This is a genomic window from Thiopseudomonas denitrificans (genome assembly GCF_002866065.1).
Classification (GTDB): Bacteria; Pseudomonadota; Gammaproteobacteria; order Pseudomonadales; family Pseudomonadaceae; genus Thiopseudomonas; species Thiopseudomonas denitrificans.
Window position 1 is genome coordinate 326986 of record NZ_LNJZ01000009.1, and the last position, 16688, is coordinate 343673.

18 protein-coding genes are annotated in these 16688 nt (G+C 61.8%); 9 read left to right on the top strand and 9 right to left on the bottom strand.

Annotated features, from left to right (window positions below; genetic code table 11):
• Nucleotides 1–4 precede the first annotated feature (4 nt).
• From minE to AR306_RS10730, 8 genes are all read left to right on the top strand, one after another.
• Nucleotides 5–259, top strand: a complete 255-nt coding sequence (minE, locus tag AR306_RS10695; RefSeq protein ID WP_101497556.1) for a cell division topological specificity factor MinE — start codon at nt 5–7, stop codon at nt 257–259.
• 64 nt (nt 260–323) lie between these two features.
• The gene (locus AR306_RS10700; RefSeq protein WP_101497557.1) at nt 324–959 is read left to right on the top strand and encodes an RluA family pseudouridine synthase; all 636 of its coding nucleotides are present in this window, start codon (nt 324–326) and stop codon (nt 957–959) included.
• A gap of 100 nt (nt 960–1059) precedes the next feature.
• Entirely contained in the window at nt 1060–2019 is a 960-nt protein-coding gene (locus AR306_RS10705; protein WP_101497558.1) for an AAA family ATPase, read from the top strand.
• A 3-nt stretch (nt 2020–2022) separates the two neighbouring features.
• Complete coding sequence (locus AR306_RS10710; RefSeq protein WP_101497559.1) at nt 2023–2955, top strand: DUF58 domain-containing protein; 933 nt, start codon at nt 2023–2025, stop codon at nt 2953–2955.
• On the top strand, nt 2939–3436 hold the full coding sequence (locus tag AR306_RS10715; RefSeq protein ID WP_101497560.1) for a DUF4381 domain-containing protein: 498 nt from the start codon (nt 2939–2941) through the stop codon (nt 3434–3436). The genes AR306_RS10710 and AR306_RS10715 overlap by 17 nt, the downstream gene beginning before the upstream one ends.
• On the top strand, nt 3429–4403 hold the full coding sequence (locus AR306_RS10720) for a VWA domain-containing protein (RefSeq protein WP_101497561.1): 975 nt from the start codon (nt 3429–3431) through the stop codon (nt 4401–4403). The genes AR306_RS10715 and AR306_RS10720 overlap by 8 nt, the downstream gene beginning before the upstream one ends.
• Nucleotides 4400–5941 carry a vWA domain-containing protein gene (locus AR306_RS10725; RefSeq protein ID WP_101497562.1) on the top strand — a complete coding sequence of 514 codons (1542 nt, stop codon included), beginning with the start codon at nt 4400–4402 and terminating at the stop codon, nt 5939–5941. The genes AR306_RS10720 and AR306_RS10725 overlap by 4 nt, the downstream gene beginning before the upstream one ends.
• A 17-nt stretch (nt 5942–5958) precedes the next feature.
• Complete coding sequence (locus AR306_RS10730; protein ID WP_166627882.1) at nt 5959–7527, top strand: BatD family protein; 1569 nt, start codon at nt 5959–5961, stop codon at nt 7525–7527.
• A 19-nt stretch (nt 7528–7546) separates the two neighbouring features.
• Here AR306_RS10730 and xerC read toward each other — a convergent pair whose 3' ends face one another.
• Genes xerC through lptM form a run of 5 tightly spaced genes read right to left on the bottom strand, consistent with a single transcriptional unit; the run spans nt 7547 to nt 11330 of the window.
• A complete protein-coding gene (xerC, locus tag AR306_RS10735; RefSeq protein WP_101497564.1) occupies nt 7547–8434 on the bottom strand; it encodes a tyrosine recombinase XerC in 888 nt (295 codons plus the stop codon).
• Complete coding sequence (locus AR306_RS10740; RefSeq protein ID WP_101497565.1) at nt 8434–9132, bottom strand: DUF484 family protein; 699 nt, start codon at nt 9130–9132, stop codon at nt 8434–8436. Before AR306_RS10740 ends, xerC begins: the two co-directional genes overlap by 1 nt.
• Nucleotides 9129–9929 (bottom strand): diaminopimelate epimerase, encoded by an 801-nt coding sequence (locus tag AR306_RS10745; protein WP_101497566.1) that lies wholly within the window; start codon nt 9927–9929, stop codon nt 9129–9131. The genes AR306_RS10740 and AR306_RS10745 overlap by 4 nt, the downstream gene beginning before the upstream one ends.
• A gap of 4 nt (nt 9930–9933) precedes the next feature.
• Nucleotides 9934–11181: a diaminopimelate decarboxylase gene (lysA, locus tag AR306_RS10750; RefSeq protein WP_101497567.1), complete on the bottom strand. Its 1248-nt coding sequence runs from the start codon at nt 11179–11181 to the stop codon at nt 9934–9936.
• A gap of 8 nt (nt 11182–11189) precedes the next feature.
• Nucleotides 11190–11330, bottom strand: coding sequence for an LPS translocon maturation chaperone LptM (gene lptM / locus AR306_RS10755; RefSeq protein ID WP_101497568.1), 141 nt, complete (start codon nt 11328–11330; stop codon nt 11190–11192).
• 169 nt (nt 11331–11499) lie between these two features.
• Here lptM and cyaY point away from each other — a divergent pair, with 169 nt between their 5' ends.
• The gene (cyaY, locus tag AR306_RS10760) at nt 11500–11832 is read left to right on the top strand and encodes an iron donor protein CyaY (protein WP_101497569.1); all 333 of its coding nucleotides are present in this window, start codon (nt 11500–11502) and stop codon (nt 11830–11832) included.
• A 21-nt stretch (nt 11833–11853) separates the two neighbouring features.
• On the opposite strand, the gene AR306_RS10765 is transcribed toward cyaY, so the two are convergent.
• Genes AR306_RS10765 through argH form a run of 4 tightly spaced genes read right to left on the bottom strand, consistent with a single transcriptional unit; the run spans nt 11854 to nt 16675 of the window.
• Complete coding sequence (locus AR306_RS10765; protein ID WP_101497570.1) at nt 11854–14673, bottom strand: class I adenylate cyclase; 2820 nt, start codon at nt 14671–14673, stop codon at nt 11854–11856.
• 9 nt (nt 14674–14682) lie between these two features.
• Nucleotides 14683–14919: a TIGR02647 family protein gene (locus AR306_RS10770; RefSeq protein WP_101497571.1), complete on the bottom strand. Its 237-nt coding sequence runs from the start codon at nt 14917–14919 to the stop codon at nt 14683–14685.
• Nucleotides 14920–14958: 39 nt separating this feature from the next.
• Nucleotides 14959–15252, bottom strand: coding sequence for a hypothetical protein (locus tag AR306_RS10775; RefSeq protein ID WP_240622540.1), 294 nt, complete (start codon nt 15250–15252; stop codon nt 14959–14961).
• A gap of 16 nt (nt 15253–15268) precedes the next feature.
• On the bottom strand, nt 15269–16675 hold the full coding sequence (argH, locus tag AR306_RS10780; protein WP_101497572.1) for an argininosuccinate lyase: 1407 nt from the start codon (nt 16673–16675) through the stop codon (nt 15269–15271).
• Nucleotides 16676–16688 lie beyond the last annotated feature (13 nt).

A 16688-nucleotide genomic window follows, 5' to 3' on the forward strand; every position in this document is an offset into this window, starting at 1 on the left:
CACAATGAGCATCATCAATTTTTTCCGTTCCCGCAACAAACCCAGCAGTGCTTCCATTGCCAAGGAGCGCCTGCAAATCATTGTTGCCCACGAGCGTGGCCAGGCCGACGAGCCCGACTACCTGCCCGAGCTGCAGAAAGAACTGGTCGAGGTCATCCGCAAATACGTCAACATTGACAGCGACCAGGTGCAGGTGGCACTGGACAACCAGGGCAACTGCTCCATCCTGGAGCTGAACGTCACCCTGCCCGACCGCTAAGCCGTCGTTTCCATCCCTTGCGGCCTGTGCATACAGGCCTCATTCTCTGCCGGTACCCTGCCGCATGCCCCTGTCCGACATCCCCGTGCTCTACGCCGACCGGCACCTGCTGGTGGTCAACAAGCCGACCCTGCTGCTGTCGGTGCCGGGCCGCGCCGAAGACAACAAGGACAGCCTGATCCTGCGCCTGCAGCAAAATGGTTATCCCGAAGCACTGATCGTGCACCGGCTCGACTGGGAAACCACCGGTTTGATGGTCATCGCCCGCTCGCCCCGGGTACATGCAGAACTCTCACGCATGTTCCGCGAACGCCAGGTGCAGCGCAGCTATCACGCGCTGTGCTGGGGCAAGCTGACCGGACAGGCCGGACAGATTGAATTGCCGATGCGCTACGACCCGCCCAACAAACCCAGGCAAACGCTCGACTGGGTGGAGGGCAAGCGGGCACTGACCTTCTGGCAACGGCTGGAGCAACACGACACCTACAGCCGGGTAAAACTTACCCCGCATACCGGACGCTCGCACCAGCTGCGGGTCCATCTCAACAGCCTGGGGCATCCCATTCTCGGCGACCCGCTGTATGCCCATCCGGAAGCCCTGCAGGCGGCACCACGCCTGTGCCTGCATGCCACGGAGCTGGCCTTTGCCCATCCCGGCGACGGCCGACCACTGCATTTTCACTGCCCGGCAGCCTTTTGAGCCGCCACTTGCCCGGATCGGCATGCCTCACCGGAGCCGCTTTCACATCGGGCGGTTTTCCGGATAAACTGGCCCGGTCCCGTTTACCCTGGCAGCCATCATGAAACACCGTGAAGCCATCCTTGACTTGCGCCATTATCTGGCCAGCCAGATTCATGGCCAGGAACATCTGCTGGACCGCCTGCTGATAGCCCTGCTGGCGGACGGTCACCTGCTGGTGGAAGGCGCACCCGGGCTGGCCAAGACCAAAGCCATCAAGGACCTGGCACTGGGCGTGGATGCCAGTTTCAAGCGCATCCAGTTCACACCCGACCTGATGCCCGCCGACATCACCGGTGCCGACATCTACCGCCCCGAGCAGGCCCGCTTCGAGTTCATGGCCGGCCCGGTCTTCCACAACCTGCTGCTGGCCGACGAAATCAACCGTGCCCCGGCCAAGGTGCAGTCGGCACTGCTTGAAGCCATGGCCGAGCGCCAGGTCAGCGTAGGCCAGCACACCTATGCCCTGCCCGAGCTGTTTCTGGTCATGGCTACCCAAAACCCGATTGAGCAGGAAGGCACCTACCCGTTGCCGGAAGCCCAGCTGGACCGTTTCCTCATGCAGGTCAATGTCCACTTTCCGGAAGCGGCGGTAGAACGGAAGATCATCCAGCAGGCACGCGAACAGGCCCTGCATGGCCAGGCGGTACCCCAGCAGAAGTTGTCGATTGATGACATTTTCCAGGCGCGCAAGGAAATTCTTTCCCTGTACATGGCCGAAAACGTCGAAGCCTATCTGGTCCAGCTGGTCATGGCCACGCGCTACCCCGCCAAATATGACAGCGAACTGGCCAGCTGGCTGCACATGGGTTGCAGCCCGCGCGGCTCGATCGCTCTTGACCGTTGCGCCCGGGCACATGCCTGGCTGGCCGGCCACGACTTTGTCAGCCCCGACGACATCCAGGCGGTACTCGCGGACACCTTCCGGCATCGCCTGAGCCTGTCGTTCACCGCACTGGCCGCCGGCATCGATACCAGGCAGGTGATGCAGCGCATTCTCGACTCGGTACCCGTGGCCTGACCCATGGACAGTCTGGGGCTTACCCATGTCCATCTGGACAAGCTGGTCAATGCCCGGCTATGGCTGTCACAACTGCCCGGCAAATACGGCCGACAGCTCCCGGGAGGCGCCGGCGGACAGCATCTGACACGGCTGCACGGCCAGAGCACCGAGTTCGACCAGGTACGCGACTACCAGCATGGTGATGATGCCCGGCATATCGACTGGCGGGCCAGTGCCCGTGCCGGCGGCATCCAGACCCGCCTGTTCCAGCGTGAGCGGGACCGTCCGGTGTTCATTGCGGTCGAGCAGGGGCCGGACATGTTTTTTGCCAGTACCGGCAACTTCAAGTCGGTGCAGGCCGCCCTGGCTGCCAGCCTGTTTGCCTGGGCAGCGGATTCGGTGCATGACCGTGTCGGTGGCCTGGTTTTTGGCCGCGAGACGGTTCGTCTGACCTTGCCGGCCCGCAATCGCCAGGGAATCCTGCATTTGTTGCACAACGTCAGCCAGGAAAACCTGCAACTGGACAGCCCGTTTCCGGCAGATGGAATACCGCCGCTGCAACAGGCGCTGGAACATTGCCGGATACAGCTGCAGCCCGGTGCCGTACTGGTGCTGATCTGCAGCGAAAGCCATCTCGACAGCGACAGTGCAAAACAGCTTGGCACCCTGGCCTCCCGTCATCAAAGCATCTGGCTGCCCGTATCCGACCCGCTGGAGCACCAGCTGCCGGAACAACCCGGCCTGGCTTTTTCCGGACAACAACAGCGGCTGCAGCTTTCCCGGCAACAGCTGCGCCTGCGCCACCAGTGGCAGCAACAGGCCCGGGCAACCCGCCAGCGCTGGCAACGGCTGGCCGGCCAGCACGGAGCCATATTGCTGCCGGTCTGTACCTCAAGCAGCCTGGCCGACCAGCTGCCCGTCCTGCAGGAGGGTCTCCATGCCGCCTGCACTTGAGTCGATGCATCCGTTGATCTACCCGACAACAACCCTGCAGCAGGCGTCCACTCTGCCGGCGTATGCATGGTTGCTGGCCGCGCTTCCAGTCATCACTCTGCTCCTGTTCCGGCTGCAGCGCAGACGCCGCCAGGCGATCACCGCACCACCTGCTGCCGAGCCGGCCAGCCAGCTCGGCGAGGCCCTGAGCCAGCTGCAACAGCTATCCCGTCCCGCACCTGACGAGCAGGCCGGCCCCTGGCTGCAGCAACTCAACCTGTTGCTCAAACGCTTTTGCGCGGTACGTTACCCCGATGTCGCCAGCCACCGGCTGAGCGGACGCGAATGGCTGGCTTTCCTTGATAGCCGCTGCCCGGCCGCCGGCCTGACCCGCTGGATGATTCTGGTACAGGGCAGCTACCTGCCCGACTGCCGACTGAGCGAGACGGATGTTGCAGCGCTGCACCATTCAGTAACCGTCTGGATGCGTGCCCATGTTTGATCTGGCCTGGCCCTGGCTGCTGCTGCTCGCCCCCCTGCCCATATTTTTGCGCCTGCTGCTGCCAGCCAGCCCGCCGGCCGACACCGCTCTGCTGATTCCCTTTTTCAGCCGCCTCGCCGCCCTGGCCGGCAGGGACAAACAGCCGGTCTACCGCCTGCACCTGCGCTTGCTGGTTCCTGCACTGATCTGGCTACTGCTGGTGTTTGCAGCCAGCCGCCCGCAATGGCTGGAGCCGCTGAGAACCCTCAACCCGGATGGCCGCAACAGCATGCTCGCCGTCGACCTGTCCGCCTCCATGCTGACCCGCGATGTGGCCGGCAGTAACGAAAACCGCTTCACCATCACCCGGACCCTGCTGTTGCAACTGCTCGACAGGCGCCCGGACGACCGCTTTGGCCTGATCCTCTTTGCCAGCCAGGCGTTTCTACAGTCACCCCTGACCTTCGACCACGACAGCCTGCGTCACTGGTTGCACACCATCGAACCCGGTATTGCCGGGGACAATACCGCCATTGGCGATGCCATCGGCCTTGGCATCAAGCGGCTGCGCGACCTGCCGGCCAGCGACAAGAACCTGATCCTGCTCACCGACGGCGCCAACAATAGCGGCATCATGCCGCCGCGTACCGCTGCACGCTTTGCCGCCCGCGAGGGCATCAGGATTCACAGTCTGGGCATTGGCGAAGCCGGTAACGGCAATCAGGACGGACCGGACCTGGCCCTGCTGCAAGACATTGCCTGGCTCACCGGCGGATACTACCTGCATGTCGACTCCACGGCTTCATTGGCAGATGCCATCCGTTTTTTTGACAATCTGCCCGCCAGCAACGAGCCGGCCCGCACACGCTGGCAAACACGGGAGCTTTATCACTGGCCACTGGCCGCTGCCCTGTCGCTGGCCCTGCTCGCCGGCCTCATCACACTGGCTGGCAGCACGGCCTCACGCCGACGGGAACAGCGGCAATGAACGTCCTGCTGCCCGTCTTCGAGCGGCCTGCGGCACTGCTGCTGACTATTGCCGCCTGGCTGCTGTTATGGTTGCTCCACCGGCTCCGGCAACATGGCGGTTACTGGCAGCGACAGCTGCCAGCCGCGTTTCAGCCCTGGTTGCTGCAACAGGGGCGCCCATCGCACCACAACGCCCCGCTGTTGCTGCTTGCCCTGGCCGCGCTGCTGGCCGGGCTGGCCCTGTCTGCGCCCCGTCTGGCAGGTAGCAGCGGCAGCCTGGTGCCCGTTCCCGAGCCGCTGGTGGTAGTGCTGGAGCTGACCCCGGACATGCTGGCCAGCGACCTGCCGCCCAGCCGCCTGCACCTGGTGCGCGACAAAACCATGCGCTTGCTGCAGACACAGCTGCCGGGGCAAACCGCAATCGTGGTGTACGCCGGTTCGGCCCATACCCTGCTGCCACTGTCGACCGATCCGGCCATGGCCAACAACATGCTGCAGGCACTGCATCCCTCGCTGATGCCACAACCCGGCCGCAACGCGGCAGCCGGCGTAGCCAGGGCACTGGAGCTGCTGCAGCAGGGCGCCAACGGCCATGGACGTATCGCCCTGCTGACCCATGCACTGTCGATAACGGAACAGGCAGCCATTGCCCGGCTGATGCACACACACCCGGTCAAACTTGGCATCATTGGTGTCGGCAGCCTCCAGGGAGCTCCGGTTCCGCTGAACGGTAACGGTCACTTTGTTGCCGAGCAGCCGCTCAGCCGTCTGCAGGAGCAACAGCTGCAGCAATTTGCCGTGCAACAGGGCAGCGGCTACGCCCGGCTCGACCCGGATCACCTCGACCTGCTGCAGTCAGGGCTGTTTGTCCGCAGCACAGACGGACAGCTGCAGGCGACCCGCAGCAGCGCTGCTACTGACCAGGGATACTGGTTATTGCTGCCCATACTGTTGCTGCTGGCACCCATGGCCCGCAAAGGCTGGCTGTTTGCACTGCTGCTGGCCCTGCCCCTGCTGCCACGGGAAACCCTGGCAAACGAAGGCATTGACGCCCCCGCGCTGCAGCAGATCAGGCAGGACCCGCTGGCCGCCCTGCAACAACTGGATGATCCGCTCTGGCTCGGCATCGCCGCCTACCACGCCGGCAACTACCTGCTGGCCCACGACTATTTCGCCGGCAGTCCGGGCGCAATCGCACATTACAACCGTGGCAACAGCCTGATGCAGCTTGGCCGCTATGATGACGCCGCCGCAGCCTATCTGCATGCACTCGAGCTACAACCCGGCCTATGGCAGGCACATGACAACCTGGCTCTGGCCCGGCAACTGCTGCAACAGACTGAAACCGCCAGCGAGGTTCCGTCCGATACCGGCAGCAACGATCCGCAGCAGGCGGCAAGCGACAGCGGGCAAAGCGGAAAAACTGCTACACTGCCCCTTCCCGACCCGGATTATCAGCACGGCTCTCTTGACTCATGGCTCCAGCAAATTCCCGACAACCCTGCCATCCTGCTCAAACGCCAGTTCCAGCGCGAGCTGGCTCAGCCCGTACCCTGACACTGATCTTTACCCTGATGTTCCTCATGCTCGGCAGCCTGGCACAGGCTGCCAGCTTTACCGCACGGGCAGACCGCTACCAGCTGCAACCCGGGGAAAGCCTGCTGTTGACCCTGGAGCTGGACCAGCCGGACTACTTCGTTGACCCCGACATCGAACCCCTGCAGCAGGATTTCGAGCTGATATCCAGTAGCCATCAGCCCCTGATTGAAGAAAACGGCCACGCCTACAGCCGCTGGATACTGCGCTTGCAGCCCAGGCGCGAAGGCAACCTGACCATTCCCGCCTTGCGGCTCGGCGAGCTGCTGTCGGCCCCGCTACGCATCGAGGTCAAGACCCGTGCAACAGGGCAGCCGGCCAGTCTGGAGCCGGTGTACATCGACTCCAGCCTGGACCGGGAAGAACTCTACGTCCAGGCGCAGGCGGTGCTCACCGTCAAGATCCACCACTCGATTCCCCTGTACAGCGACGGCCAGCTCAGCCCCCTGACCATCAATGGTGCACGGGTCCACAGTCTGGGAGAGCCGGCCACCTATCAGCAATATATTCATGGCATCCGCTATGGCGTCATCGAAATGCGCTATGCAATTTTTCCGCAGTCGGCGGGCACCCTGACCATAGCTCCGCAAACCTTTGCCGCCACCCTGGCCGGTGATGATGCTTCCTCGATCAATGGCCCGCAGCTGACAGCGCCCGGGCGCAAGATCGAGGTAAAAAGCGCGCAGATTCCGCTAGTGGTCAAGCCACCGCCGCCCGGGTTTCCAGCTAACGCCATCTGGTTGCCGGCACGCCAGCTAAGTCTGCATCAGCAGCTTTCTCCTGCAGACGGCAGCATCCATCCCGACCAGGTCATTGAACGCCGTCTCACCCTCGATATCGAAGGCCTGCCGGCCGGTTTTCTGCCGGCCCTGTTGCCCGAACACGTGACCGGTTTCCGCACCTACAGCAACCCGGTCGAACATGCACAAAAGGAAACGGCTACCGGCATGCACACCCAAACACAGGAGCAGCAACTGCTGGTTGCCCTGCAGGCGGGTACGACGGAGCTGCCGGCCCTGCAACTGCCCTGGTGGAATACGGAAAGCGATACGCTGGAGTGGGCCTCCGCACCGGCACAAAGCCTGCAGGTGGTCAGTACCGGCCAATCTGAAAACCTGACTCCGCACACCACCGGGGAAAGCATCAGAACCTGGCAACTGGTCTCGCTGACACTGGCCTTGCTCTGTCTGCTGCTGGCCTTTCTGTGGCGCCGCGCTCGGCGTTTGCCGGCGATCATTCCGCCGGCCCCGGCAGCACGCAAATCATCACGCCTGCTGGAGGAGCTGAAAAAAGCCTGCATCAACAGCCAGCCCCAGCAGGCACGTACGCTACTGGATCAGTGGCTGCGCCAGCATGATTACCATCTGACCAGCCTTGCCCGTACCCAGCCGGAGTTGCAGACCGCAATGCGCGAGTTGAACCAGGCCCTGTATTCACCGAGTGAGCAGAACTGGGATGGCGACCAGTTATGGCATGCGGTAACCCTGATGCTGGAGCGGCAACAGCAAAACAACAGCCAGCAGCTACCGCCGCTGTACCCGCCGTAAATACCCGGGCCGGCCCCGGCTATTTTTTGCGTTTGGCTCTGGGATGGGCCTGATCATAGACCTGGGCCAGGTGCTGAAAATCAAGATGGGTGTAGATCTGGGTGGTACTGATGCTGGCATGCCCCAGCAACTCCTGTACCGCCCGCAAGTCCTGCGACGATTCAAGCATATGGCTGGCAAACGAGTGGCGCAGCATGTGGGGATGCAGATGCTGGCCCAGCCCTGCCTGACCTGCCGACGCCAGTGCCTTGCGCACCACACTGGTGTGGATGCGTGCACCCCGCAGGCCGACAAACAGCGCCTGCGGTTCCCTGGCCATCCGTTCACGCACCTCCAGCCAGTCACGCAATGCCTGGCAGGCACGGCGGCCAACCGGCAGCAACCGCTCCTTGTTGCCCTTGCCCAGCACCCTGACCTGGCCCGTTGTCAGGTCAAGGTCCGGCAGATCCAGCCCGGCCAGCTCCGACAGGCGCAGCCCGGACGAATAGAACAACTCAAGTATGGCCCGGTCACGCAGCTGTTGCGGGCTGTCCGCCGGCAACTCGTCCAGCAGCTGGCCGGCACGGTCCACATCAAGAACCCTGGGCAAACGTTTTTCACCGCGCGGCGGGCGAACTCCCTGTGCCGGGTTGTTGACCAGCACGGTCTCACGCTGCAGATGGCGGAAAAAGCTGCGCACAGAGGACAACATGCGGGCGATACTGGCCGGGGCATAACCGCTGCGCCGCAGTCCTGCCAGCCAGCTGCGTACATCGGCCGGGGTGACCTGCACCCAGTCAGCAATGCCGTTTGCCTGCCAGAACGCCAGTGCCTGCTGCAGGTCGCGCCGGGCAGCCTCGATACTGTGTGCTGACAGCTGGCGGCCGGCGCGGCGGCCTTGCAGCCAGCACTCCAGCTGCTCCTGCATCAGGGCCCGTCTACGCTGCTGCGGCAGTGTTCCTGCAGCAAGGGAGGTAGCACCCTGGCCAGCACCTGGGCAATGAAGCCGAGAAACAGCGTACCTACGGTATGGCTGTATTTCTGTGCATCCGGGCTGCCCAGCGCCAGCATGCCCAGCGCCAGCGGTTGGCCAAAAGTAGCCACCGCAGCAGAGCGCACCCCGGCAGCTACCTCCTCGCCAAACAGGAACGCCAGCTCGTGTTCACGCAGGGCACCGCTGACCACCTGGTCATTCAGCATCGCCGGCACCTGTTGCCTGGCCTGTGCCAGGGAGACACCCCGCGCCACGTCGAGCTGATAATCGGTAAAGATCAGCAAGCTCACCGCCGGCACCTGGAAACGTTCGCGCAGGCCGTCCTCCAGTGTCGCCACCAGAGCTTCCAGGCTGCCGGCATCCAGCAGTTCAAGGGTAAGCTGGCGGGTCAGTTCGAACAGGCGATCATTGTCACGTGCCACCTCCACCAGCCGGTTCAGGCGCTGGTGCATGTCCAGACTGCGGCCACGCAATACCGTCAACTGGCGTTCAACCAGCGAGATGGATGAACCGCGAGCATGGGGAATGCGCAAATCGGCCAGCAGGTCATCCTGCTGCAAAAAAAACTCGGGATGCCGGCGCAAGTACTCTGCCACCACGTCGTCATCCAGAATCCGGATCTCTTCAGTCATAAACGTATTTGTCCTTCATAGGCCGGCCAGGCCCGGGCACACAGCTGCACACTGTCCTGTTGCGGGGAAAACTCCAGCAACAGGCAGTCCTGCTGCCACTCGACCTGCACCGCCTGCTGTGGCCAATTTTGTTGCACCATGCTGGCGATCAGCCAGACCGGGTCATGCCCTGCCGGCTCCGCATCAGCTTGCCAGCCCTGCACGCGAATGTGCTCTTCATGGGTGTACAGCCAGAGCAGCTGCCAACCGCGCAGCTTGCGTGCCACCGGCTGCAACAGGCGGTGCAGACGCTGCGGCGGTGCCTGGTCGGCCCAGACCAGCAGCTGCCGGCCATGGGCCTGCCAGTCCAGTATCAACGCATGCCTTTGCGCCAGCTGCTGCAAATACCGCTCCAGTTCTTCTGGCAGTACATCGGTACCAAGGAGTCCGATATTGCCATAGCTGGCCGATACCCAGCCGTCATCACGCATGTGGATGTCGACGCAACCACCGGCAGTCTGCAAACGCAAACCGGGCTGATTGGTCAGGCGCTTGTCGTGCAGAAAGCGGGCAGCACAACACAGATCGGCAAAACAGCTGTCAACCTCGCTGCCGTTGCGGTCAAAACTGCGGCAGTCGAAATCGGCTGCCGGGTCGCGGGGAATGTCCACCACCACCAGCCTCCTGAAGCCGACCCCCTGGGTCCGCCGTGACCACTGCTGGATCAATGACGGCTCAAGCTGCGCCTGCTGGGCGAGATTGTCGACCAGCATCAGGTCATCGCCCAGACAATACAGTTTGCCAAAACGCAACAACATGCAGTTACTCCGGCAGAACCTGCTCGCTGGCAAACAGCTCGGTTACGGTTTCGCGCCGGCGCACCAGATGGTGCCGGTCGCCGTCCACCATGACCTCGGCGGCGCGTCCGCGGGTGTTGTAATTGGACGCCATGACAAATCCGTAGGCTCCTGCCGAACAAACCGCCAGCAGGTCACCTTCTTCCACGACCAGTGTCCGGTCCTTGCCGAGAAAGTCTCCGGTTTCGCAAACCGGTCCGACCACATCATAGTTGCGGCCGCTACCCTGACGGGGTGTCACCGGCACGATATCCATCCAGGCTTCATACAGCGCCGGACGGATCAGGTCGTTCATGGCAGCATCAACCACGGCAAAGGATTTGCCCTCGTTGATCTTCAGGCATTCGATCCTGGTCAACAACACACCTGCATTGGCGGCAATGTAGCGGCCCGGCTCGAACAGCAGCTTCAGGTTGCGGCCAGCGGTGCGCTCCCGCACCCGGGCCATGTATTCGCTGGCAGACGGCGGCTGTTCATCACGGTAACGCACGCCAAGGCCGCCGCCCAGATCCAGATGTTCCAGGTGGATGCCGCATTCCGCCAGACGATCGACCAGCAACAGCACCCGGTCCAGCGCGTCCATGAAGGGGGCAAGGCTGGTCAATTGCGAACCGATGTGACAATCGACACCGGTAATGCGCAAGTTGGGCATGCGGGCCGCCTGCAGGTACACCTCTTCGGCATCCTCGATGGGAATGCCGAACTTGTTTTCCTTCAGCCCGGTCGAGATGTACGGATGAGTACCGGCATCCACGTCAGGGTTTACCCGCAAAGAGATGGATGCCTGCACACCAAGCTCTGCAGCCACCTGTTGCAAGCGTTCCAGCTCGCTGACCGACTCGACATTGAAACAGTACACCCCTGCTTCCAGGGCACGGCGCATTTCATCACGCTGCTTGCCAACGCCGGAGAACACCACCTTGCCGGGGTCGCCACCGGCAGCCAGTACCCGTTCGAGCTCACCGACCGAGACGATATCGAAGCCGGCACCCAGACGGGCCAGCACATTCAGCACGGCGAGATTGGAGTTGGCCTTGACCGCAAAACACACCAGATGATCAACACCCTGCAAGGCATCGGCATAATCGAGATACTTGCGCTCGAGGTGGGCGCGGGAATAGACATAGACGGGGGTGCCATGGGTGCGGGCAATCTGCTCCAGTGCCACGTCCTCGGCGAACAGCTGTCCGTCATGCAAGGAAAAATCAGTCATGCCGGCCCTCACAGCTCGAACTTGTCTTTGCGGTGCTCGCGCGCGGCTTTTTCGTCATCCGGATGGTACAGCGGACCTTTTTGCCCACAGGCACTGGTCAGTCCCAGCAAAACCATCAAGCCAATCAGGGGCAGAATGCGGCGCTTCATTTGGAATTTCCTTTACTCTTGGGGTAAATTGCCAAAGTATACCTATGGAAACACCGAATACATAGACAAGTCACGCATCAGGCCCGGATCAGTTTTGCCCGCACAGCATTTGGTGCGGGTGTTTCCGGCCACAACCGGCCGGCCCTGTCCGTCAGCCCGAGGAATCCCCATGTCCCTGAACAGCAGCACCTTTCATGACCTGATCGACGAGGTCCAGCAACAAATCGAAGACATTCTCGACGAAAGCGACCTTGACCTGGATATCGAGAACAGCGGCGGCATCCTGACCCTGATTTTCGCCAACGGCAGCCAGATCATTCTCAGCCGCCAGGAACCGGTGAAACAGCTGTGGGTGGCCGCGCGCCAGGGCGGTTTCCACTTCGACTATGACCCGGGCAACCAGCGCTGGCTGTGCAGCAACGAGCAGCGCAGCCTGGGAAACCGGCTCAGCGCGCTGTGTCTCGACCAGGCCGGCGAGCATATCGATTTTCCGGGGCTTTAAAGCAAAGGGCCGATGCCCACGTCACTCTGCCAGTTGTTGCAGTGCCTGGTTCAGCAGGCTTTCCAGCTGATATTTTTTCTGCAGCAGCTCAACGGTATGCAGTCGGCCTGCAGCCTGTTCTTGCGGCAGATCAAGGTCGGTGATATAGCAGGGATAGCGCTCGCCATTGCGGCGGGCAGAAAGGATTTCCGTCGCAACTTGCCGGTACAGCTGCTCGCCATGATCCAGCCGGGAAAATTCGCGCCCGTTGCAATAGAGGGTCAATGCTCCGCTGCTGCCAACAATCGCCTGCACCGCATAAAACTGTTCGGCGACATGTACCTGCACCTGGCAGGCCTCAATGCCCCGGGCACGCGCTCCGCCGGCAGGAACAATCCGGAAGTAGCGCACATCCAGCCCCGGCCGCAAGTCGCCATCACTGGACAGCCGGGCGTTTCGCCGAAACTGCAGGGCGGCAAAAAACCGTTGCCAGGGCAGCAACAGCCCGGACTCGCCGACAAAGGGTGAGCGTTGCCGGAACAAGCGATTGCCTTCATCAAACAGGTACAGCTCGGCACTGTCACCCTGCACCTGAAAATACAGCTCGATGCGGCCCGGTACAGCCTGCATCAGCAAGTACCGCAGCGGATGCCCTTCCAGGGCCTGCTGGTCCAGCAGCCACGGCAGGCAGATATGGCGCGGGTCGGCAATAAAGGCCTCCAGTGCCTGAATATCAGGCAATGCACAGGCATCTACCGCCCCTTCGTTCCATTCCAGCACATGAAAGCCCGCGCGCAGCTGCAGCAGGTAGCGGACATTGCCCTGGCGCGCCGCCTGCAACAGCTGCTGCGCGACCTCTTCCACCCGCGCGGCAATGGCTGGCGCCCGGGTACGCCCGAAACTGTATACCCGCAAACCCGGCTCCAGCGGATGAACCGTTTCGGCCAACAGGGAGGACAGGCAGTCAGCCAGGGCATCCGCTCCTTCCCAGGACTGCACCAGCAGTTCGTTCCAGCTATTCAAGCTGAGGCGGTCGATGCTGCGTACCAGATTGACCCGCCGCCCGGAAAAATCCAGCGGATTGGTCTGGCCAGTGGCGATCTGGATGTCCTCCTGCACCAGCATCGGAAAGGGATCACGGGCCAGGTTGACCACCAGCATGCCGTGCACCGTGCGTGCCGGCTGTAACAACACCTGTTCGGCAACCTCGTCGCCGCCAAGGGGAAATTCCTGCGCCATGCGTTGCAGCACATCATGCAAATCACGCTCGCTGAAGCTGCCGTCTTCGGTCAGCACCGTCAGGCTGCTGGCCGCATCGACAATACCGTTGCGGTAGGCCCAGGCCAGCAATTCGAGCAGGCCCGGCATGCGCTTGAGCGGGCTATGGAACTCCAGCTCGCTTCGTCGCAGATTGCCGGGGTAGAAGGCCCAGTGGGTATATTCATCGTCGGCCACCCTGTATTCCGCCAGGGTCAGAAAGGGTTCCGACATGTCATCGGAAATTTGCGGATTGATGTGCTCGATCTTGTCAGCCTTGCGCTCGAAGGCAGCATACAGGCGCCGCCCCAGCACAGCCAGATCACGGGCGCTGGTGCCCGCCAGACTGCCGCTACGCTGCGCCCAGTCACCGAGAAAGCGGTAACTGGCCATCAACTCACGCACCAGCAATCGCCGTTCACTCCGCACTTCGCCGACCCGCCACTGATTGCGGCGGTCAAGGTTCTTGAGCTGCTTATCTGTCCAGCCCCATTCACTCACCAGCTGCCACAACAGGTTACGCTGCCAGTCGCTACGTCGCCGTGCCCCGGGCTGCCCCATGCGGATACCGATTTTCAGGTAAAAACAGCGACGCACCAGCTCCAGTCGTTCCCACTCGTTGCGTTGCTGCAAATAACGCTCAAGTTGCCGGTACAGCATGACATAGGCATCCAGACTGTCAGCATCCTGTTCGTTATCATACAGGGCCCGCTTGAACTGGCGGCTGACACAGTCAACCTGCGGATACTGCCCGGCATACACCTCGATCAGCAACAGCTTGAGCAGCGACTTGTAGGGCTCGGCAATCCCCTTGTAGATCTGCCACATGCCGGCCCCGGCAAATTCCCGCGCCGGAATCTGCGCCAGATGGCCCAGGTCGACCACCTCTTCCCGCCGGACAAAACGCTTTTCCAGCAGAATCGCGCAATATTCGCCATAACGGTGCTCCTCGTAATCGGGTACATACCACCACAGCGGTGTGCGTCCGGCCAGCCAGACACTGGTACGGTAAAACTCGTCAAGCAGCAGATAATGCTGAGTGGTGCCGCAATCATCGGAGGTCAGTACGCCATCACGCGCGCCCGATACATAGTGCTCCGGATTGATCAGGAAGATATGGATTTGCGCTCCCAGGCTGCCGGCCCACTTCTGCAGGGCATCGCACTTGCGGCGCAAGCTGGCCAGCGCGGCCGCATCCAGTTCCGGAGCGTGACACAGCCAGAAATCCATGTCGCTTTGCACGCCATGGCCAATGGAGCCGACACTGCCCATCAGGAACAGGCTATAAAGGCTGAAACGGTCGTAACCGGTGCGCACCCGGTAACTGAATGAGCGCGCCAGCCCCTGAGCTTCCTGTATCAGCCCCGGGTCGGGCTCATACCCGCCGAAACCGGCCGGTGTCGCCGCCGACACATAGCCGGGCAGCAAGGGGTGGGAAACGTGCAGCAAGAGCGGCAGCAGGCGCAACACCTGCTGCTGACGGGCAGACAGGCTTTGTCCGGCCCGCTCCAGCCGTACCTGGTTCAACTGCAGAAAACGGCTGCGAATGCGTGACAGATCCTTGCGGTCTATGCCTTCTTCGATGACAGGCCGAATCTGCACCATGGGGCTTTGTCAGCCTGCGGCAAGGATCGTTTTCAGTGATTGCAGCTGCTGTGCCGCCTCCAGTCCGAGCAGGGTCAGATAACCGCCATCATCCTGGGTAATCAGCCCCTTGGCAAACAGCCGCCCGGCAGCGTTGATGCGTACCGGAGACGCGTCGCTATGGATTTTCAGTCCTTCCTGCAGGCTGTTCACCGGGAACAGACTCAGCAATTGCATTTCTTCCAGCAGTTCTTGGGTCAAGGCCATGGTCCATTCCTCATTTTCATTCAAGACAAAATATTCTGTTCAAGTCTCGTCCGCCGGCAATTCGGGCAGCTCGCGCAACATCCTTTCATAATTGCCCGCATCAAATCCGCGCTCCTGCTGCAGGCTCTGCCGAATTTCCACTGCCAGCACATAGGCCATCATTTCAACAACTTCTTCGCGCTCCATGCCGACCAGAGTCAGCTTGTTGAGCACGGCCTGCACACAGGCCGGATCAGTGGCCAGCAACTGGTTTTCAATCGCTTCGACCAGCTGCTGACGAACCTGGTCGTCTTCGTCCTGTCCGGCAACATCATCATCTTCATATTCAAACACGGCTTTCCTCCGGCTGTCAGCGCTGCGCCAGCAGCGCACGGCCCCTTGCCACGGCAGCACGCACCTGTGCCGGAGCAGTACCGCCAATGTGATTGCGGGCGTTGACCGAGCCTTCCAGCGTCAGCACGGCAAACACGTCGTCGTGGATTTTGTCACTGAACTGGCGCAACTCGTCCAGGCTCATTTCAGCCAGATCCCTGTTCTGCTCCACGCCATAGCGCACGGCAAGCCCGACAATCTCGTGACAGTCACGGAACGGCAGGCCCTGGCGCACCAGGTAGTCGGCCAGATCGGTGGCAGTGGAGAAGCCACGGCGGGCCGCTTCACGCATGAACTCGCGTTTGGGCTCGATGGCCGGGACCATATCAGCAAAGGCCCGCAGGCTGTCACGCAGGGTATCAGCCGCATCAAACAGCGGTTCCTTGTCTTCCTGGTTGTCCTTGTTGTAGGCCAGCGGCTGGCCTTTCATCAGGGTCAAAAGACCAGTCAGTGCACCAAATACACGGCCGGATTTCCCACGGATCAGTTCGGGCACGTCGGGGTTCTTCTTTTGCGGCATGATCGAGCTGCCGGTGCAGAAACGATCGGGCAGATTGATGAAATTGAACTGCGCCGAAGCCCACATCACCAGCTCTTCGGAAAAACGCGACAGGTGCATCATCGCCAGGCTGGCGGCGGCACAAAACTCGATGGCAAAGTCACGGTCGGAGACGCCATCCAGCGAGTTGCCTGAAATGGCTTCAAAGCCCAGCAGCTCACAGGTGACGGTGCGGTCAATCGGATAGGTGGTGCCGGCCAGCGCGGCGCTGCCCAGCGGCATGCGGTTGGTGCGCTTGCGGCAGTCGACCAGGCGCTCATGGTCGCGACTGAGCATCTCGAACCAGGCCAGCAGGTGGTGACCGAAAGTCACCGGCTGGGCGGTTTGCAGGTGGGTGAAACCGGGCATGATGGTGTCGGCTTCACGCTCGGCCAGCTCCAGAAGGCCCTGTTGCAAGCGGGTAATTTCGGCAAGGATTGCATCGATCTCGTCACGCAGCCACAGACGGATATCGGTAGCCACCTGATCGTTACGGCTGCGGCCTGTGTGCAGTTTTTTGCCGGTAATACCAATGCGCTCGGTCAGCCGTGCCTCGATGTTCATGTGTACGTCTTCAAGGTCGGTGCGCCATTCGAACTGGCCAGCCTCGATTTCCTGCTGGATGGCGTTCAAGCCATCTTCGATGGCCTTGAGTTCGTCCGCATTGAGCACACCTACCCGGGTCAACATGTTGGCGTGGGCCAGCGAGCCCATGATGTCGTGACGGTACAGACGCTGGTCAAAATCGACGGAAGCGGTAAAACGGGCAACAAAGGCGTCCACTGGCTCGCTGAAGCGGCCACCCCAGGACTGGTTGGTCTTTTCGGTATTCTGGTTTGCGCTCATGGTGGTTCCGGTG